Genomic DNA, 18,413 nt, shown 5'->3' on the forward strand with positions numbered 1-18,413 from the left:
CCATGGGTATCCCCGAAGGGGAGACGAAGCCGGAGGAGCAGCGGCTGGGACCGGTGCTCAGGCGCAGGGACCAGGTCCAGCCGGGCACCACGGACCAGAGGCTGCTCGACACCGAGGGCGACTCGGAGTGGGTGCACACCGACCCCTGGCGGGTCATGCGCATCCAGTCCGAGTTCGTCGAGGGCTTCGGCGCACTCGCGGAACTGCCGAGCGCGATCAGCGTCTTCGGCTCGGCCCGCACCAAGTCGGACTCGCCGGAGTACGAGGCGGGCGTACGGATCGGCCGGGCGCTCGTCGAGGCCGGATTCGCGGTCATCACGGGCGGCGGCCCGGGCGCCATGGAGGCGGCCAACAAGGGGGCCAGGGAGGCCAAGGGCGTCTCGGTGGGCCTCGGCATCGAGCTCCCCTTCGAGCAGGGGCTCAACCCGCACGTCGACATCGGCGTGAACTTCCGCTACTTCTTCGTCCGCAAGACGATGTTCGTGAAGTACGCGCAGGGCTTCGTCGTCCTGCCCGGCGGCCTCGGCACCCTCGACGAGCTCTTCGAGGCGCTGACCCTGGTCCAGACCCGCAAGGTCACCCGCTTCCCGATCGTCCTCTTCGGCACCGAGTACTGGAAGGGCCTGGTCGACTGGCTCCGCGACTCGGTCGTCGCGGGCGGCAAGGCGAGCGAACGCGACCTGCTCCTCTTCCACGTCACGGACGACGTGGAAGAGGCGGTCGCGCTCGTCACCAAGGAGGTCGGCCGCTAGACGCTCCGGTCGGTTGTGGGCAGGCGTTCCGTAGGGGCGGAACGCGTGGGCACAACCGACCACCGGCCCGCGGCGGCCTGTCTACGCCAATCCCCGCCGGGCGACCGCCGGAGGACGGTGCCCGGCGATGGACGCCACCATGTCGAGCACCTGACGGGTCTCGGCGACCTCGTGCACCCGGTACACCTGCGCGCCCAACCACGCGGAAACGGCCGTCGTCGCCAACGTACCGAGCACCCGCTCCTTGACCGGCCGGTCGAGCGTCTCGCCCACGAAGTCCTTGTTGGACAGGGACACCAGCACCGGCCAGCCCGTGGACGCCATCTCCCCGAGCCGCCGCGTCGCCTCCAGGCTGTGCCGCGTGTTCTTCCCGAAGTCGTGGCCGGGATCGATCATGATCCCGTCCCGCCGCACCCCGAGCGAGACCGCCCGCTCCGCGAGCCCCACCGTGACCCGCAGGATGTCGGCCATCACGTCCTCGTACTCCACCCGGTGCGGCCGCGTCCGCGGCTCCGCGCCGCCCGCGTGGGTGCAGACCAGCCCCGCGCCGTACTTCGCGGCGACCTCCGCGAGCCGCGGGTCGACCCCGCCCCACGCGTCGTTCAGCACGTCCGCACCGGCCTCGCAGACCGCCTCGCCGACGTCCGCACGCCAGGTGTCGACGCTGATCACCACGTCGGGATGGCGCCTGCGGACCTCGGCGACGAATCCGACCGTGCGCCGCGCCTCCTCCTCGGCCGTCACCTCCTCGCCGGGGCCCGCCTTCACCCCGCCGATGTCGATGATCGCCGCCCCCTCCGCCACGGCCTGCTCCACCCGGGCGAGCGCGGGCTCGTCCCGGAACGTCGCGCCCTGGTCGTAGAAGGAGTCCGGGGTCCGGTTCACGATCGCCATGATCACCGGCTCGTTCGGCCCGAATTCACGCCGTCCCAAGCGCAGCATCCCTTTTGTCCTCCCTCGCGTCCGTTCGCCTGCGACCCTAACCGTCGGTGGCGCATGGCACGATCGGCACGGGACGTTTTCCACTCCGGGGAGAGGCGCGCAGTGTTCTGGTTTCTGCTCATCACGATGGTCGTGGTCGTGGCCGCGGTGACCCTCGCCGTGGTCGGCGGCGGCGACAGCGAGGTGCTGCCCGAGGTGGCGCCCGAGCAGCTCGTCGACCCGCTTCCGGCCGCGCGTCCGGTGGACCGCGCCGACGTCGAGGCGCTCCGCCTCCCCGTCGCCGCCCGCGGCTACCGCATGGCCGACGTGGACGACGTCCTCGTCCGCCTGGGCGCCGAGCTCGCGGAGCGCGACGCGCGGATCGCCGAGCTGCAGGCGGCGCTCGCGGGCGCCGGCCGCGCCGGTGACGCCGGCACGGAAGGCGGCGAGAAGTGACGGGCGAGGCGATCCCCGGGCCCGACGGGCGGCTGCGCTGCCCCTGGGGCCTGTCGACCGAGGACTACGTCACGTACCACGACGAGGAGTGGGGCCGCCCGGTCCACGGCGACGACGCGCTGTTCGAGCGGCTCTGCCTGGAGGCCTTCCAGTCGGGCCTGTCGTGGATCACGATCCTGCGCCGCCGGGAGGGCTTCCGGAAGGCGTTCTCCGGCTTCCGGATCGCCGACGTGGCCCGCTTCACCGACGCCGACCGCGAGCGGCTCCTCGCCGACGAAGGCATCATCCGCAACCGCGCCAAGGTCGACGCGACCCTGGCGAACGCGAAGCTGCTCGCCGACTGGTCCCCGGGCGAGCTCGACGCGCTGATCTGGTCCCACGCCCCCGACCCGGCGACCCGCCCGACCCCGCGCACGCTCGCCGAGGTCCCGGCGGTCACCGACGAGTCGACGGCGCTCTCCAAGGCGCTCAAGAAGCGCGGGCTCCGCTTCATCGGCCCCACCACGGCCTACGCCCTGATGCAGGCCTGCGGCCTCGTCGACGACCATCTGGCGGGGTGCGTGGCCCGGGGCGACCGCTAGGACCGCCCCGGGTGCGCGTCCGTCAGAAGACGCGGACCCGCTCCGCGTGGTCCCAGCCCATGTCGGCCTGCGGGGCGCCGATGCCGCCGCGGCCGTTGCCGGGGTAGACGAACACCTGCAGGTCGATCGGCCGCATCAGGTCCGGCCTGCCGTCGCCCGTCACGTCACCGACGGAGAACACGGGCGCGTCCGAGGGCCAGGCGTACGCCAGCCTGACGCGGGCGCCGAACGAGCCCCGGCCGTTGCCCGGGTAGAGCCAGAGTCCACGTGAGCCGTCCCGCGCGACCAGGTCGGACCTGCCGTCGCCGGACAGGTCCCCGGGCGCGGTGAGGCTGTTCATCACGTTCCAGCCGGCGCCGGCCTTCTTGCGGGCGCCGAACCAGCCGTGGCCGTTGCCCGGGTACGTCCACAGGACACCGGCGGTGTCCCGGGCGACCAGGTCGCGGCGGCCGTCACCGGTGAGGTCACCGACCGCCTCGATCTCCTTCATGGTGTTCCAGCCCGAGCCGACCTTGAGGCGGGGCTTGAACCAGCCGCGCCCGTTGCCCGGGTAGAACCACAGGACCCCTGCCTTGTCGCGGGCGTAGACGTCCTCGTTGCGGTCGCCGTCGTAGTCGCCGTGGCGGACGATCTGGGTCATGTCGTTCCAGCCGCCGCCGATCAGCGTGCCCTTGGTCTTCCCGCCGGCGTCCCGTACGCCGTCGAGGAACCACAGGCGGCCGTCGTCGGCCCGCTCCACGACGTCCGGGACGGCGTCGTGGTTGAGGTCGCCGAACTGCGCGGCGGTCGGCAGCCCGCTCGGACGCTTCGCCATCGGCGACCAGTCCATCCACGCGACGCCCAGGATCCCCTCCCAGGAGGTGGTGGCCAGGCGGATGGAGCTGAACTTGTTGTCGAGCTCGCCCAGGATGGCGTCGTTGAAGCTGATCGCGCCGTCGTGGGGGACCGACTGCAGGGTGTCGCCGCCGGTGTATCCGGGCTCGCCCCAGAACAGGGCGTACAGGCCGGAATTGTTGACCACCGAAGAGATCCTGTTGTCCCAGGTCCCCAGGGTGGCCTGGCTGGACGTGATGATCTTCATCTCGCCCTGGTAGTCGCGGTACTGGAAGACGCACAGCCGGCCCGAGGGGCAGCGTTCGGAGCCCGCCGCGGCGGGCGGGGCGGCGGTCATCAGCGTCGCCAGGGAGGCCGCCGTGGTCACGGCGGCGGCCAGGGCGCGGCGGCCCCGGTTTCTGCGGATCATGGATCGAAATCCGTTCACGAAGTGGGGAAGGGTCAGAAGACGAAGCCGGTGGACCGGACATCGCCGAGGTCCCGGGGCGCGCCGAGGCGCCCGTCGGCGGTGCCGGGGTAGACGCGGAGCGGGAGCCGGCCCTCGTAGGACTTCCGGCCGGGGATGTGCGCCACCAGGTCGGGCCGGCCGTCGCCGGTGACGTCGCCGAGGCCGGCCAGCTCGGACGCGCCGTTCCATCCGCCGGTGCCGATGAGCTTGCGCGGGGAGAACCAGCCGCGGCCGTTGCCCGGGTAGAGCCAGAGCCTGCCCGCCGTGTCGCGGGCGACCAGGTCGGCCTTCTTGTCGGAGTTCATGTCGCCGGCCCCGACGAGCTCGTTCATCGCCTTCCAGCCGACGCCGGCCTTCTGGCGGGCGCCGAACCGGCCCTTGCCGTCTCCCGGGTACGTCCACAGGACTCCGGTGCTGTCGGCGGCGAGCAGGTCGCCCTTGCCGTCCCCGGTCAGGTCCCCGGCCGCCGCCAGGTCGCGCATGGTGTTCCAGCCGCTGCCGACCTTCAGGCGGGGCTTGAACCAGCCGTGGCCGTTGCCGGGATAGAACCAGAGCACGCCGGCCCTGTCGCGGGCGTAGACGTCCTCGTTGCCGTCGCCGTCCTGGTCCCCGTGTCGGGTCGGCGCGGTCATGCCGTCCCAGCCGCTGCCGACGAGGAGTGTCCTGCCGGCGCTGTCGTAGGAGTGGGACGTCCACAGCTGACCGACCATGTTGCGGCCGAGGACGTCGGCGTACCCGTCCCGGTCGATGTCGCCGAAGGCCCCGGTCGCGGGCGGCGTCGACGGCCGGTGCTTCACGTTGTCGTACAGGACCGGATAGCGGCCCTCGGTGCCGCAGAAGTCGTCCGCCTCGGGGCCGACGTCCACGGAACTGACCGTCGCGTCGAGACCGGGATAGGCGCTCTCGTCGAAGGAGTCCGAGGTGTAGAAGTGCACGGCCCCCTCGGGGTCGAGCCCCGGCCGCGGGTAGAAGCAGACCGCGTCGGCGTAGCCGGGGAGCTTCACCACGAAGGACCGGATGCGGTTGTCCCAGGCGCCGAGGGACGCCATCGGCTCCCGGATCACGATCATGTCGCCCTGGTACAGCGGCCTGCTGAAGCCGCACACGGCGTTGTCGGGACACCGGGTCCAGCCGTCGGCCGCGCGCGCCGGCGAGGACAGCACGGTGGCGGACAGGCCCAGGGCCACACCCGCCGTGAGCGCGCCGCGAAGAAGGCGCGCGGAAGGAGAAGGACGCACGGAACCCCCCAGTCATGTGCGTACGAATGGTGAGCGGATCCTATAGACCCGCCCACCCCCCGTACGAACGGGTTCCGCCCGAGGTCAGCGGCCCAGGTACGCCGGCTTCTCCTTGGCGATGAACGCGCGGACCGCGATCGTGTGGTCCTCCGAGGCGCCCGCCAGCGTCTGGAGCTCCTCCTCCTTGCCGAGGGCCTCGGTGAGGGAGTGGTCGGCGCCGTAGGCGAGGGACTCCTTCAGGGCCGCGTACGCCACCGTCGGGCCCGCCGCGAGGGTGCGGGCCACCTTCTCCGCCTCGGCGGCCAGGTCCGCGGCCGGGACCAGCCGGTTCACGATGCCGAGCTCGTACGCCTCCTGGGCGCCGATCGAGCGCGGGAAGAGCAGCAGGTCGGAGGCCCGGCTCGCGCCGATCAGCCGGGGCAGCGTCCATGACACGCCCGAGTCGGCGGTGAGCGCGACCCCCGCGAAGGAGGTGTTGAAGGACGCGGTGTCCGCCACCACCCGGTAGTCCGCGGCGAGCGCGAAGCCGAAGCCGGCCCCGGCGGCGACGCCGTTCACGCCCGCGACGACCGGCTTGCGCATGCCGGTGAGCGCGCGCACGATCGGGTTGTAGTGGTCACGGACCGTGTTCATCGTCTCGCTCGTGCCGGACTCCCGGTCCGACATGAGCAGCCCGACGTGCTCCTTCAGGTCCTGGCCCACGCAGAACGCCCGGTCGCCGGCCGCCGTGAGCAGCACCGCCCGTACGGCGGGGTCGGCCGCGGCGGTCTCCGCGGCGTCCCGGAGGGCGACTTTCGCCGCCACGTTCATCGCGTTCATGGCCTCGGGCCGGTTGAGCGTGATGGTGGCGAGCCCGTCGCTCACCTCGTACAGCACCGTGTCGGCCATCGGGTTCCCTTCGCCTCATTGCGTGGTTGACCAGCCCAGCATGGCGGAGATCACCCGCGCCGCCCATGTGAGCTGCGTCAAAGATTCGGAGGCGGTCCGTCCGACGTCGAGCGGCGAAGTATCGCAGGCCGATCGCCGAAATGTGGGGTTTTGCGGGAGCGCGTTGCGCAAGCGATGCCGATCGATGTTGGTCATCGGGTCCTGCCATGCGGGATAATGACCTGGAAGCAATGTGTTCGAAGCCGGTGACGCGTGCTCCACATCAAGGAGCTGCCCGGCTGATGATGAGCTGGTTTCAGGAAGGGGAACAAGCATGGCGGCCATGAAGCCGCGGACGGGTGACGGCCCGCTCGAGGTGACCAAGGAGGGGCGGGGCATCGTCATGCGCGTTCCGCTCGAAGGCGGCGGTCGGCTTGTCGTCGAGCTGACCCCGGACGAGGCCGAGGCGCTGGGCGACGCCCTCAAGAAGGTCGTCGGCTGACCCTCTTCTCCACGATTTCCCCCGCTGCCCCGGTACGGTCCGCCGTCCCGGGGCAGCGGTGTCTCCGGGCCGGCGCACCCCGGGCGGGCGGTGTGTCCGGGGTCGGCGCACCCCGGACAGGCGGTGTCTCCGGGCCGGCGTACCCCGGTCGGGCGAGCGGTCAGCCCCGTCGTACGGCGCAGAGCAGGCCGTCGCCCACCGGCAGCAGCGAGGGGACGAGCTCCTGGCTCTCCCGCACCGCGCGCAGCAGCTCCCTGAGCCGCTGGACCTCCGCCGGCTGCGCCCCCGAATCGACCGTGCGGCCCTCCGCGAAGACGCCCTCGAAGCAGACGAGACCCCCCGGTCGCAGCAGGCGCAACGATTCAGCGAGGTAGTCCAGGTACTCGAGCCGGTCGCCGTCGCAGAACACGAGGTCGTACCCGCCGTCCGCGAGCCGGGGCAGCACGTCCAGGGCGCGGCCGGGGATGAACCGCGCCCGGTTGCCCGCGAAGCCCGCCGCCCGGAACGCCGTCTTGGCGAGCTGCTGCCGCTCCGGCTGGAGGTCCACCGTCGTGAGGACGCCGTCCGGTCGCATCCCGAGCAGCAGATAGATGCCCGACACGCCCGTGCCGGTGCCGATCTCCGCCACCGCCTTGGCGTCCGCCGTCGCGGCGAGCAGGCGCAGCGCCCCACCGGTGCCCGGCGACACCGAGGGCAGCCCTGCCTCCCGGGCCCGCTCACGGGCCCAGCGCAGAGCTTCGTCCTCGGCGACGAAGGCGTCGGCGAACGACCAGCTCGTCTGCCGGTTGGCGGTAATGGCCCTCTCCTGTCCCCGTAGTTGACGCAACGGTGACTGTATCCGCTGTCCGTGGGAACCCGCAGATGGGACCGGGCGTTCACCAGGGGAAGGACGCGACGGAGGCAGCCGGGCGAGCCGGCCCCAAATTCGCGTAAAGATTCTTATCCGGAGCTAACGGGCGAGGTGGCTATGGTAGGGGCTCCACTGGACACCACCAGAGCCGACAGGGGAGGTGCGGCTGCGCCTGTGGATCGGGGAGGAGTGCTTCGGCGTCTTCTCAGGTCGGCGGGTGAGCCGAAATCCGTGACCGACACCGCTGACCGTTTCCGCACCACCGACTCCGCTCCCACCACCGCGACCTTCGCATCGGATGCGGAATCGCAGGCGTGGACCCCTCCCACCTGGGAGGAGATCGTCAGCACGCACAGTGGCCGGGTCTACCGCCTCGCCTACCGCCTGACGGGCAACCAGCACGACGCCGAGGACCTCACCCAGGAGGTCTTCGTCCGCGTCTTCCGCTCGCTGTCGACGTACACCCCGGGCACCTTCGAGGGCTGGCTGCACCGCATCACCACCAACCTCTTCCTCGACATGGTCCGCCGCAAGCAGCGCATCCGTTTCGACGCGCTCGCCGACGACGCGGCCGAGCGGCTCCCCAGCCGCGAGCCCTCGCCGCAGCAGGCGTTCAACGACACGCACTTCGACGCCGACGTGCAGCAGGCCCTCGACACCCTCGCGCCCGAGTTCCGCGCGGCCGTCGTCCTCTGCGACATCGAAGGCCTCTCGTACGAGGAGATCGCCGCGACCCTCGGCGTGAAGCTCGGCACCGTCCGCAGCCGCATCCACCGCGGCCGCTCCCACCTGCGCAAGGCGCTCAAGCACCGCTCGCCCGAGGCCCGGGCGGAGCGTGCCCTCGCCTCCGTCGGATGGGAGGCAGGGACAGCGTGAGCGGCACACGTCCCCCGTCACCGACCCCCGCGGAGCACCACCTCGGGGACCGGCTGGCCGCGCTCGTCGACGGCGAACTCGGCCACGACGCCCGCGAGCGGGTCCTCGCCCACCTCGCGACCTGCGCCCGCTGCAAGGCCGAGGCCGATGCCCAGCGCACGCTGAAGAGCGTCTTCGCCTCGGCGGCTCCGCCACCGCCCTCCGCGGGCCTCCTCGCGCGGCTCCAGGGCCTCCCCGGGGGCCCCGGCGAGCCGGGAGGACCCGGCGGACCGCGCGGGCCCCTCGAAGAGCTCCTCGGCGCGGGCGGCGTGAAGTCCGACGGCTTCGCCACCGCCGCCGTCGTCACCCCGCACCCCGGTACCCCCGGGGCCGGTTTCCGCATCCACGAGGTCGGCCCACGCCGCTCCGGGACGTCCGGGCGGGGCCGGCGCTTCGCCTTCGCGGCGGCCGGCGCCGTCTCGTTCGCGGCGATCGCCCTCGGCGGCACCCTGCCCCTCGAAGCCTCGGTGAGCGCGAGCGCGCGCGGCCCCCAGGGCAGCGGCACCGCCGTCACCCCGCTGCGGGCCACCGCGACCGGCGGCGGCACGGGCACGGCGATCGGCCGGGGCACCCGCTCCGGCGAGCGTCCGGGCGCCCAGTCCGTCGACGGTGCCGAGCCGCTCGCCGGGGTCACCCCGGCCGCGGTCCCGCAGGGGCCGGTCGTGGCCGCCGCACAGGGCACGGTTCCCTCGGGCGCGGTCCCGCCGGACGCGGTGCGCTCGGCCGCCGCGCCGCTGGTGGCCGTACGGCTCCGGAACCCGGCCCCGCAGTCGCTGCTCGCCCTCTCGCCGTTCATACGACCGACGGCTCCGGCCCTCCAGCTGGCCTTCGCCCCCGGGCCCAGCCCGATGGCCAGCCCGACGACCGGGCCGCTCGGCTCCCACCGCTGACCCGCGACCTGGTTGAATCCAGGGGGCAGGGCGCCCGACCCAGGGGCGCGGACGGGTCAGCGGTTGCGGGGAGAACATGAACAACGGGAAGCCGAACTGGTGGAGCCGGCCTTCGACCACACCGGAGGCGGCGCGGATACCCACGCCGCCGCCGGCGGACGAAGCCGACGGCGACTTCCCCCTGCCCGCACCCCAGCCGAGCCCGGGCCAGGAGCCCGCCACGCAGGCGGCACCGACGGCCGAGCCCGCGCCAGTGGCGGCGCCCGCGCCCGCCGGAGGTCCCGAGCCGGCGGCCGGCGCACCCGTGGGACGGCCCGCTGCGGCGGCCGAGTCCCCGGCGCCGGTGCCCGCCCCGACCGCCACGCCCTCGGCGGACGCCGCGTCCCAGGCCCACGAGTCCGTGCCCGGGCCGGCCGTCGAGCTGACGAAGTCGGCGCCCGCGCCGGAGGCCGTCGACGAGCCCGTACCCCCGGCGGAGCCGGCCCCCGCCCCCGTACCCCCGGCGGAGCCCGCTCGGCAGCCCCTCCACGTGCCCGACGAGTACCGGACGCCGCCCTACGGTGAGCCCGGGCCGTGGGCGCCCGCGCCGCCCGTGCAGCGGCCGCCCGCCGCCGTACCGCCGCAGGTGCACCACCAGGCCCCGCCGCAGCCCCAGCCCCAGCCCCAGGCGACGCCGTGGGTGCAGTACGACCCCTGGGCGGCCGCCGGGGCCGGCGTCCCGCCGCAGCCCGCGAAGAAGTCCCGCAAGGGCCTCGCGGTGGCGGGTGCGCTCGTCTTCGCCCTCATCACCGGCGGCATCGGCGGCGGCATCGGCGCGTACGTCGAGCGGAACGGCGGGCTCACCACCGTCGAGCTCCCGCAGGCCGACGCCGGCGACACCGGCCGTGCACCCGACAGCGTCGCCGGGATCGCCGCCAGCGCCCTGCCCGGCGTCGTCACCCTGCACGTCAAGGGCAACGGATCCTCCGGCACCGGCACCGGGTTCGTCCTCGACACCAAGGGCCACATCCTCACCAACAACCACGTCGTCGACGGCGCCGCGTCCTCCGGGGACATCTCGGTGACCTTCTCCAGCGGCGAGACGGCCCGCGCCAAGCTCATCGGCAAGGACACCGGTTACGACCTGGCAGTCGTCCAGGTCACCGGCGTCTCCGGCCTCAGGGCGCTGCCGCTCGGCAACTCCGACGACGTCCGCGTCGGCGACCCCGTCGTCGCCATCGGCGCCCCCTTCGACCTCTCCAACACCGTCACCTCCGGCATCATCAGCGCCAAGGAGCGCCCGATCACCGCCGGCGGCGAGAAGGGCGACGGCAGCGACATCAGCTACGTCGACGCGCTCCAGACCGACGCCCCCATCAACCCCGGCAACTCCGGCGGCCCGCTGCTCGACTCCAAGGCCCGGGTCGTCGGCATCAACAGCGCCATCCGCGCCGCCGGCGACGGCGAGAGCGGCGGCGGCCAGGCCGGCTCCATCGGCCTCGGCTTCGCCATACCGATCAACCAGGGCAAGCGCGTCGCCGAGGAGCTCATCAACACCGGCAAGGCCACCCACCCCGTCATCGGTGTGAGCCTCGACATGCAGTTCCAGGGCGACGGCGCCCGCGTCGGCGAGAAGGGCAAGGACGGCTCCGCGTCCGTCACCGCGGGCGGCCCGGCCGCCAAGGCGGGACTCCGGCCCGGGGACGTCATCACCAAGGTCGACGGCCAGCGCGTGCACAGCGGCGAGGAGCTCATCGTGAAGATCCGCGCCCATCGTCCCGGCGACAAGCTGGAGCTCACCCTGACCCGGAACGGCAAAGAGCTGACAAAGACGTTGACGCTCGGGTCCTCGCAGGGCACCTGAGCGCCATGTGGCGGACGCCGCGAGGTACCCGTCGGACAGTTTCGGCGGGTACCGTGGACCGGGCCCTGGACCGGCGTGAAGGAGCTACTAGGTGTTCAGCGACATAGGCGCACTCGAGCTGGTGACGCTCGTGGTCCTCGCCGTGCTCGTCTTCGGGCCGGACAAGCTCCCGAAGGTGATCCAGGACGTCTCGCGCTTCATCCGGAAGGTCCGCGAGTTCTCCGACAGCGCGAAGCAGGACATCCGCAGCGAGCTGGGCCCGGAGTTCAAGGACTTCGAGTTCGAGGACCTCAACCCCAAGACGTTCCTCCGCAAGCAGCTGGAGACGAACGAGGACCTCAAGGAGCTCAAGGAGCTGCGCGGCACGTTCGACCTCAAGAAGGAGATGAACGAGGTCGCCGACGCCGTCCACGGCCGGGAGACCACGCCCGCGGCGCCCGCCCCGGCGGCGGTCAACGGCTCCCCGGACCTGCTGAAGAAGCAGGACAAGCCGGACACTCCTGAGCGTCCTCCGTACGACTCCGACGCCACCTGACGACGGCCTGTCACCGACTCGCTCCTCAGCGGTGGCTATCCTCCCTCTGTTGACGCAACGAGGAGGCGGCCGGAATGAAGACGACGAGTCGGGTGGAAGCCGATGGCTTTCTGCGCGCACCCTTCGCCTGGTACGGGCTCGACGAGGCGTTCACCGGCCCGCGCCGGCTGATGCAGATCGGTACGGCCGCGGACGGTACCGTCCAGCACGGCTCGATGGGGCACGGTGACGAGCCGTCGATAAAGTCCGAGGCCGGCGGCGCGGAGAAGGAGCGCTTCGCCGTCGTCGTGACGGTCGCGGCGAACCCCGTGCGCCGCACCGGGGACGGCACCGGCGTCCTCGACGCCACCACGGTCTCCTCGGCCGCCTGGCTGGCCGGCTCCGGGCTCCTGGCCCACACCTGGCCCGCCTCGCTCGACCACGCGCTGCGGGACCACTGGCTGGACCAGCAGACGGAGACCGCCTTCGAGCTCGCCGACGACCTGGACGGGCCGGCGTGGTCGCCGCTGTCGCTGCCCGTGGACGGGGTGCCGGTGCCGTTCCACTACCGGGAGTCCGAGTTCGGCTGGGTGCTGGCCGGCTCCGCGGGGGACGTGCACATCGGGGCGTACGGGCGGGGGATGAGCGCGTACGGGCTCGGGTTCTCGCGGGTGAAGGACCTCGGCGCGTACGGCGGCTAGAAACGCCTGGAAACGCATAGAACGCCTGGAGACGGCGAAGGGCGCCCCCACCGGGGGCGCCCTTCGGTCATGTCTCAGAACTTGTTGCGCGGCGTGATGCCCAGGCTCATGCCCGAGAGGCCCCGCTGGCGGCCGCCGAGCTTGCCGGCGATGGCGCGCAGGGCCGCGCCCGCCGGGGAGTCGGGGTCGGACAGGACGACCGGCTTGCCGTCGTCGCCGCCCTCGCGCAGGCGCACGTCGATCGGGATCGAGCCGAGGACCGGGACCGTCGCGCCCGTGGTCTGCGTCAGGCCGTCCGCGACCTTCTGGCCGCCGCCCGTGCCGAACACGTCGACCATCTCGTCGCAGTGCGGACACGGCAGGCCCGCCATGTTCTCGACGACGCCGACGATCTTCTGGTGGGTCTGGACGGCGATCGAGCCGGCCCGCTCGGCGACCTCGGCCGCCGCCTGCTGCGGGGTGGTGACGACCAGGATCTCCGCGTTCGGCACGAGCTGCGCGACCGAGATCGCGATGTCGCCGGTGCCCGGGGGCAGGTCGAGCAGGAGGACGTCCAGGTCACCCCAGTACACGTCCGCCAGGAACTGCTGGAGCGCGCGGTGCAGCATCGGTCCGCGCCACACCACCGGGGCGTTGCCCGGGGTGAACATGCCGATGGAGATGACCTTCACGCCGTTCGCGGACGGCGGCATGATCATGTTCTCGACCTGGGTCGGACGGCCGTCCGCGCCCAGCATCCGCGGCACGCTGTGGCCGTAGATGTCCGCGTCGACGACACCGACCTTCAGCCCGTCGGCGGCCATCGCCGCGGCCAGGTTCACGGTCACGGAGGACTTGCCGACGCCGCCCTTGCCGGACGCCACCGCGTACACCCGGGTCAGCGAGCCCGGCTTCGCGAAGGGCACCTCGCGCTCGGCGCTCGTGCCGCGCAGCGCCGCCGCCAGCTCCTTGCGCTGCTCGTCGCTCATCACGTCCAGCGAGACGTCGACGGAGGTGACGCCCTCGACCCGGGAGACGGCCTCGGTCACGCGCTGCGTGATGGTGTCGCGCATCGGGCAGCCGGAGACCGTCAGGTAGACCGTGACGGCGACCTTCCCGTCCGGTTCGATCTCCACCGACTTGACCATGCCGAGCTCAGTGATCGGCTTGTTGATCTCAGGGTCGTTCACCGTCGCCAGTGCTTCGAGCACCGCGTCTTCCGTAGCCATACCGACGATGGTACGGCGCCGACCACGGGCGGATGAAAGGGCTGTCAACGGTCGGGTACGTCACTTCCCCGGTCCTCGCCGGACGGGAATAGATCCCGGCGCTCCTCCAGCTCCTTGATCAGGTCCTGGAGCTCCGAGCGGATCCAGTCGCGGGTGGCGACCTCGCCGAGGCCCATCCGCAGCGCCGCGATCTCCCGGGTCAGGTACTCGGTGTCCGCGATCGACCGCTCGTTCTGCTTCCGGTCCTGTTCGAGGTTGACCCGGTCCCGGTCGTCCTGCCGGTTCTGCGCGAGCAGGATCAGCGGCGCCGCGTACGAGGCCTGCAGGGACAGCGCGAGCGTCAGGAAGATGAAGGGGTACTCGTCGAACCGCAGCGACACCGGCGCGAAGATGTTCCACCCGATCCAGACGACGACGGTCAGTGTCATCCAGACCAGGAAGCGGCCCGTCCCCAGGAAGCGGGCGATCCGCTCCGAGAGCCGCCCGAAGGCCTCGGGGTCGTACTGCGGAAGCAGCCGGGACCGCCGCTCGCGCGGCAGGTCCAGCCGGATGCGGGGCACGGACCGCTCCCGTTCGCGCTCCCGGTCCTGCGTGCGCTCAGCGGCCATGCCCGGCCCCCTCCTCGTGGAACTCGGTCTCCCGCCAGTCGTCCGGCAGCAGGTGGTCGAGCACGTCGTCGACGGTGACCGCGCCGAGCAGCGAGCCGCTCTCGTCGACCACGGGCGCGGCGACCATGTTGTACGCGGCGAGATAGCTGGTCACGGCCGGCAGCGGGGTGTCCGGCCCGAGCGGCGGCAGGTCGCTGTCCACGAGCGAGCTGACCAGCGTGAACGGCGGGTCGCGAAGCAGCCGCTGGAAGTGCACCGTGCCCAGGTACTTCCCGGTCGGCGTCTCGTCCGGCGGCCGGCACACGTACACCTGCGCGGCCAGGGCCGGCGACAGGTCCTGCTGGCGGACCCGGGCCAGGGCGTCCGCGACGGTGGCGTCGGGGCGCAGCACGATCGGCTCGGTCGTCATCAGACCGCCCGCCGTGCGCTCCTCGTACGCCAGGAGCCGGCGCACATCGGCCGCGTCGTCCGGCTGCATCAGGGTGAGCAGCCGCTCCTGGTCCTCCTCGGGCAGCTCGGACAGCAGGTCGGCCGCGTCGTCCGGGTCCATCGCCTCCAGGACGTCGGCGGCCCGCTCCTCCTTCAGCTTGCCGATGATCTCGATCTGGTCGTCCTCCGGCAGCTCCTCGAGGACGTCGGCGAGCCGGTCGTCGTCGAGGGCGGCGGCGACCTCGACGCGCCGTTTGGGGGAGAGGTGGTGGAGGGCGTTGGCGAGGTCGGCGGGGCGCAGCTTCTCGAAGGTGGCGAGCAGGTTCTCGGCGCCCTGGCCGTGCTCCTCCAGGGAGAAGCCGGTGACGGCCGACCACTCGACGGTCAGCGTCTCGCCCTTGCGGCTCAGGACCCCGCCCTTGCCCTTGCGGACGAAGACCCTGTCGATCTCCCAGTCGCGGCGGGCGGGCAGCTGCTGGATGGAGACGTCGAGGACGGTGACCTCCTCGCCCGACTCCACGAGCGTGACGCGCCGGTCGAGGAGCTCGCCGAGGACGAGCCGCTCGGTGGGGCGCCGCTCGAAGCGCCGCATGTTGACGACGCCGGTGGTGATGACCTGGCCGGAGGCGAGGCCGGTGATCCGGGTCATCGGGACGAAGACCCGGCGGCGGCTGAGCACCTCCACGACCATGCCGAGCAGCCGGGGCGGCCGGCGGCCGACGCGGAGCATGGCGACGAGGTCGCTGACGCGGCCGACCTGGTCGCCGACGGGGTCGAAGACGGGGACTCCGGCGAGATGGGAGACGAAGATCCGGGGGGCGCCTGCCGCCATGCCACGCGCCTCCTCGGTGCCGCACGATGCGGGTCGTCGATCCGCACCGTCGTGAGCTTTGCCGGTGATTGCAGAGCTTTGCCGGGTTCAGGCTAGCCCGTGCCGTTCCGCCCCGCCCCGGCAGAGACTCCGTACGGCTGCCTGCGGGGCCCGCCACCTGTCCCGGGTACGCTGCGGTCTGCCGTTCCCCCCATCGGCCCCGGCACCGGACCCGGCTCTTCCGCCCGGCCGGAACGCGGCCGTCCCCCGGCATCCCGTACGGGCCGTGCCCGTCGCCCCCCCACGACAACGAGAGGCAGCGCAGATGACCGTTCGTACCCCGTCATCGCGTATCCGCAGGGCCGTCACGCCCCTGGCGCTCTGCGCCGGACTGACGGTGGGGCTCACGGCCTGCGCCGCCGATCCTGACGAGGGGACGAACGGGGTGGGGAGACTCTCCGCGCCCGAGATCGAGCAGAAGGCGCAGGCGGCGGCGGACTCGGCGAAGGCCGTACGGCTCTCCGGCACCCTGGTCAGCAAGGGCGGCACCTTCAAGCTGGACATGCGCCTGAGGCAGAACGGCGCGACCGGCTCGGTGACGACGAAGAACAGCACCTTCGAGCTGCTGCGGGTCGGCGACGCGCTCTATCTGAAGGCCGACGCGGGATTCTGGGCCCACGACGAGAAAGAGGGCGACACGCCGTCCGAGGCGGACTCCGAGGCCGCCGACACGCTCGACGACAAGTACGTGAAGGTCCCGCAGGGCGACCCCTCGTACAAGCAGCTGCGCGGCTTCACCGACATGGGCCCGCTCCTCGACGGTCTCATCGGCCTGCACGGCGAGGTCGTCAAGGGCGACCGGGACCAGATCGGCGGGGTCCGCACGGTCAAGGTCAAGGGCGGCGGCGACGGCGAGGGCGGCACGCTGGACGTCTCCCTGGACGGCCTGCCGTACCCCGTGCAGTTCGCGCGCGGCGGGGGGGCGGGGGTCGTGGTGCTCTCCGAGTGGAACAAGGACTTCCCGCTCGCGGAGCCGTCGAAGGACGAGACCCTCGACTACGGCGGGCAGCTGCCGCGGACCTAGGGGGCGTCCACGGCGGGCAGCTGCCGCGGACCTAGCGCTTCTTCTTGCGGAAGAGGAGCTTCGGAAGGCCCGCCGGGATCGGGCGGCGGGTGTTCGCCGACGTCGGCAGCGGTACGGCGGCCAGGGAGCCGTCCGGGAGGTCCGTGGTCGAGGAGCGGGGGTCGAGCCGGACGACCCGGCACTCGCGCGCCCAGCGCCCCGGCATGGCCTCGCCGTCGGGGGCGTTGAGCCGCTTGCCCTTCAGCTCGGCGACCGCCGCCTCCCACTCCTCCGTACCCGGGGAGAGCTCGCGGACGGCGGCGGTCCAGGCGACGAGCCGGCCGCCCTTGTCCTTGCTGCGGACGGTCACCTCGGCCGTACCGCCGTCGACCAGGCCCGGCAGCGGCTGCTCGCCGGGGCCGTCGCCGACGACGTGCGCGGCGCCGTCGTGCCAGACGTGCCAGAGCGCGCGGGCGGGGCCGGTGCCGCGCACCCACACGAGGCCGGACTTCTTGGTGGCCTCCTCGACGAGGGCGGGCCCGAGCGACTGATCGGTCATGGCCGAAGCCTATCTAGAGCCAGCCGTTGCGCTTGAGGGTGCGGTGGATGGTGAAGCAGACCGCGATGATGCCGGTGAGCACCATCGGGTAGCCGTACTTCCAGTGCAGCTCCGGCATGTGGTCGAAGTTCATGCCGTACACGCCGCAGACCGCCGTCGGGACGGCGACGATCGCCGCCCACGAGGTGATCTTGCGCATGTCCTCGTTCTGCGCGACGGTCGCCTGCGCCAGGTTGGCCTGGAGGATCGAGTTGAGGAGCTCGTCGAAGCCGACGACCTGCTCCTGGACGCGGGCGAGGTGGTCGGCGACGTCCCGGAAGTACTTCTGGATGTCGGGGTCGACGAGCCGCATCGGCCGCTCGGAGAGCAGCTGCATCGGGCGGAGCAGCGGCGTGACGGCCCGCTTGAACTCCAGCACCTCGCGCTTGAGCTGGTAGATCCGGCCGGTGTCCGTGCCGCGCGTGGAGCCCTTCGCGGCCGGCGAGAAGACGTCGATCTCCAGCTGGTCGATGTCCAGCTCGACGGCGTCGGCGACCGCGATGTAGCCGTCGACGACGTGGTCGGCGATGGCGTGCAGGACGGCCGAGGGGCCCTTGGCGAGGAGCTCAGGCTCGCCCTGGAGGCGGTGGCGGAGGTTGCGCAGGGAGCCCTGGCCGCCGTGCCGGACGGTGATGACGAAGTCGGGGCCGGTGAAGACCATGACCTCGCCGGTCTCGACGACCTCGCTGGTGGCGGTGAGTTCGGCGTGCTCGACGTAGTGGATGGTCTTGAAGACGGTGAAGAGGGTGTCGTCGTACCGCTCCAGCTTGGGCCGCTGGTGGGCGTGGACGGCGTCCTCGACGGCGAGCGGGTGCAGCCCGAACTCGGCGGCGATACCGGCGAATTCGGCCTCGGTCGGCTCGTGGAGCCCGATCCAGGCGAAGCCGCCGCTCTCCCGTACCTGGCGCATCGCGCCGCGCGGGGTGAGGCAGGCGCGGTCGTCGATCCGGCGCCCGTCGCGGTAGACGGCGCAGTCGACCACGGCGCTGGAGGCCGAGTGGTCGCGGGTGGGGTCGTACGAGGTGTACGTGGTGGGGGTCTTGCGCAGGGTCTGCCGGAAGCTCGGGCGGACGGCGGCGGTGAGGTCACGGATCATCGACATGGGCGTGCTCCTTCACGGATCGGCCGTCGGCGCGGAGCGTGGCACAGCCCGGAATGAGGACGGAGAGGTACGTCGTCCACAAAGCGGGCGGCACCGAAGGGGCGCGGAGACGGCGGTCGCTACAGACAGGGAAAGGCGAAAATTGCTCTTCCGTCGTGCGAGATGCCGGAGGGGCGGGTCCGTGCCGGACCCGGACGTCACCGGAAGGAGAGCACCGGGCTGGGGTGCGGAGCGGCGGAAGAGCGGCTGGTACTGCCCGATCGACTTCGGTCCATCGCAGTC

At 72.4% G+C, this 18,413-nt stretch carries 20 protein-coding genes and 1 pseudogene; 10 read left to right on the plus strand and 11 right to left on the minus strand.

Annotated elements, in window-relative coordinates:
- The first annotated feature begins 2 nt into the window (after positions 1-2).
- Positions 3-752 (plus strand): TIGR00730 family Rossman fold protein, encoded by a 750-nt coding sequence (locus AB5J54_RS26090; RefSeq protein WP_369146345.1) that lies wholly within the window; start codon positions 3-5, stop codon positions 750-752.
- Between the two features lie 81 nt (positions 753-833).
- Here AB5J54_RS26090 and folP read toward each other — a convergent pair whose 3' ends face one another.
- The gene (folP, locus tag AB5J54_RS26095; RefSeq protein ID WP_369146346.1) at positions 834-1,694 is read right to left on the minus strand and encodes a dihydropteroate synthase; all 861 of its coding nucleotides are present in this window, start codon (positions 1,692-1,694) and stop codon (positions 834-836) included.
- Between the two features lie 54 nt (positions 1,695-1,748).
- On the opposite strand from folP, the pseudogene AB5J54_RS26100 reads away from it, so the two are divergent.
- Positions 1,749-2,087: pseudogene (locus AB5J54_RS26100) on the plus strand (cell division protein DivIVA); the annotation flags it as partial.
- A gap of 38 nt (positions 2,088-2,125) precedes the next feature.
- Positions 2,126-2,710 (plus strand): DNA-3-methyladenine glycosylase I, encoded by a 585-nt coding sequence (locus AB5J54_RS26105; RefSeq protein WP_369146347.1) that lies wholly within the window; start codon positions 2,126-2,128, stop codon positions 2,708-2,710.
- Positions 2,711-2,732: 22 nt separating this feature from the next.
- On the opposite strand, the gene AB5J54_RS26110 is transcribed toward AB5J54_RS26105, so the two are convergent.
- The 4 genes from AB5J54_RS26110 to AB5J54_RS26125 all read right to left on the minus strand — a co-directional run bounded on the left by AB5J54_RS26110 (position 2,733) and on the right by AB5J54_RS26125 (position 6,313).
- On the minus strand, positions 2,733-3,953 hold the full coding sequence (locus AB5J54_RS26110; RefSeq protein WP_369146348.1) for an FG-GAP-like repeat-containing protein: 1,221 nt from the start codon (positions 3,951-3,953) through the stop codon (positions 2,733-2,735).
- 32 nt (positions 3,954-3,985) lie between these two features.
- Positions 3,986-5,230, minus strand: a complete 1,245-nt coding sequence (locus AB5J54_RS26115; protein WP_369146349.1) for an FG-GAP-like repeat-containing protein — start codon at positions 5,228-5,230, stop codon at positions 3,986-3,988.
- An 84-nt stretch (positions 5,231-5,314) separates the two neighbouring features.
- Positions 5,315-6,118 carry an enoyl-CoA hydratase/isomerase family protein gene (locus AB5J54_RS26120; RefSeq protein WP_369146350.1) on the minus strand — a complete coding sequence of 268 codons (804 nt, stop codon included), beginning with the start codon at positions 6,116-6,118 and terminating at the stop codon, positions 5,315-5,317.
- Positions 6,119-6,133: 15 nt separating this feature from the next.
- Positions 6,134-6,313 carry a hypothetical protein gene (locus AB5J54_RS26125; protein ID WP_369146351.1) on the minus strand — a complete coding sequence of 60 codons (180 nt, stop codon included), beginning with the start codon at positions 6,311-6,313 and terminating at the stop codon, positions 6,134-6,136.
- Between the two features lie 118 nt (positions 6,314-6,431).
- Between AB5J54_RS26125 and AB5J54_RS26130 the strand changes: the two genes are divergently transcribed.
- Complete coding sequence (locus AB5J54_RS26130; protein WP_009997451.1) at positions 6,432-6,599, plus strand: DUF3117 domain-containing protein; 168 nt, start codon at positions 6,432-6,434, stop codon at positions 6,597-6,599.
- A 160-nt stretch (positions 6,600-6,759) separates the two neighbouring features.
- Here AB5J54_RS26130 and AB5J54_RS26135 read toward each other — a convergent pair whose 3' ends face one another.
- The gene (locus tag AB5J54_RS26135) at positions 6,760-7,425 is read right to left on the minus strand and encodes an O-methyltransferase (protein ID WP_369146352.1); all 666 of its coding nucleotides are present in this window, start codon (positions 7,423-7,425) and stop codon (positions 6,760-6,762) included.
- A 141-nt stretch (positions 7,426-7,566) separates the two neighbouring features.
- Between AB5J54_RS26135 and sigE the strand changes: the two genes are divergently transcribed.
- From sigE to AB5J54_RS26160, 5 genes are all read left to right on the plus strand, one after another.
- Positions 7,567-8,325, plus strand: coding sequence for an RNA polymerase sigma factor SigE (sigE, locus tag AB5J54_RS26140; RefSeq protein WP_078908486.1), 759 nt, complete (start codon positions 7,567-7,569; stop codon positions 8,323-8,325).
- A complete protein-coding gene (locus tag AB5J54_RS26145) occupies positions 8,322-9,254 on the plus strand; it encodes a zf-HC2 domain-containing protein (protein WP_369146354.1) in 933 nt (310 codons plus the stop codon). The genes sigE and AB5J54_RS26145 overlap by 4 nt, the downstream gene beginning before the upstream one ends.
- Positions 9,255-9,330: 76 nt before the next feature.
- On the plus strand, positions 9,331-11,097 hold the full coding sequence (locus tag AB5J54_RS26150) for a trypsin-like peptidase domain-containing protein (RefSeq protein ID WP_369146355.1): 1,767 nt from the start codon (positions 9,331-9,333) through the stop codon (positions 11,095-11,097).
- Positions 11,098-11,188: 91 nt separating this feature from the next.
- Entirely contained in the window at positions 11,189-11,632 is a 444-nt protein-coding gene (locus AB5J54_RS26155) for a sec-independent translocase (protein WP_369146356.1), read from the plus strand.
- Between the two features lie 74 nt (positions 11,633-11,706).
- The gene (locus tag AB5J54_RS26160; RefSeq protein WP_369146357.1) at positions 11,707-12,312 is read left to right on the plus strand and encodes a hypothetical protein; all 606 of its coding nucleotides are present in this window, start codon (positions 11,707-11,709) and stop codon (positions 12,310-12,312) included.
- 74 nt (positions 12,313-12,386) lie between these two features.
- Here AB5J54_RS26160 and AB5J54_RS26165 read toward each other — a convergent pair whose 3' ends face one another.
- The 3 genes from AB5J54_RS26165 to AB5J54_RS26175 are packed head-to-tail and all read right to left on the minus strand — an operon-like array spanning position 12,387 to position 15,389.
- On the minus strand, positions 12,387-13,520 hold the full coding sequence (locus AB5J54_RS26165) for an Mrp/NBP35 family ATP-binding protein (RefSeq protein WP_369146358.1): 1,134 nt from the start codon (positions 13,518-13,520) through the stop codon (positions 12,387-12,389).
- 44 nt (positions 13,521-13,564) lie between these two features.
- A complete protein-coding gene (locus AB5J54_RS26170) occupies positions 13,565-14,128 on the minus strand; it encodes a DUF1003 domain-containing protein (RefSeq protein WP_369146359.1) in 564 nt (187 codons plus the stop codon).
- The gene (locus tag AB5J54_RS26175; RefSeq protein ID WP_369146360.1) at positions 14,118-15,389 is read right to left on the minus strand and encodes a CBS domain-containing protein; all 1,272 of its coding nucleotides are present in this window, start codon (positions 15,387-15,389) and stop codon (positions 14,118-14,120) included. The genes AB5J54_RS26170 and AB5J54_RS26175 overlap by 11 nt, the downstream gene beginning before the upstream one ends.
- Before the next feature lie 304 nt (positions 15,390-15,693).
- Here AB5J54_RS26175 and AB5J54_RS26180 point away from each other — a divergent pair, with 304 nt between their 5' ends.
- Positions 15,694-16,452 carry a hypothetical protein gene (locus AB5J54_RS26180; protein ID WP_369146361.1) on the plus strand — a complete coding sequence of 253 codons (759 nt, stop codon included), beginning with the start codon at positions 15,694-15,696 and terminating at the stop codon, positions 16,450-16,452.
- A 31-nt stretch (positions 16,453-16,483) separates the two neighbouring features.
- Here AB5J54_RS26180 and AB5J54_RS26185 read toward each other — a convergent pair whose 3' ends face one another.
- Both AB5J54_RS26185 and AB5J54_RS26190 read right to left on the minus strand, forming a co-directional pair.
- The gene (locus tag AB5J54_RS26185) at positions 16,484-16,990 is read right to left on the minus strand and encodes a hypothetical protein (RefSeq protein ID WP_369146362.1); all 507 of its coding nucleotides are present in this window, start codon (positions 16,988-16,990) and stop codon (positions 16,484-16,486) included.
- A 13-nt stretch (positions 16,991-17,003) separates the two neighbouring features.
- Positions 17,004-18,131 (minus strand): magnesium and cobalt transport protein CorA, encoded by a 1,128-nt coding sequence (locus AB5J54_RS26190; RefSeq protein ID WP_369146363.1) that lies wholly within the window; start codon positions 18,129-18,131, stop codon positions 17,004-17,006.
- Between the last annotated feature and the right edge of the window lie 282 nt (positions 18,132-18,413).

The sequence above is a fragment of the Streptomyces sp. R44 genome (genome assembly GCF_041053105.1).
GTDB lineage: Bacteria > Actinomycetota > Actinomycetes > Streptomycetales > Streptomycetaceae > Streptomyces.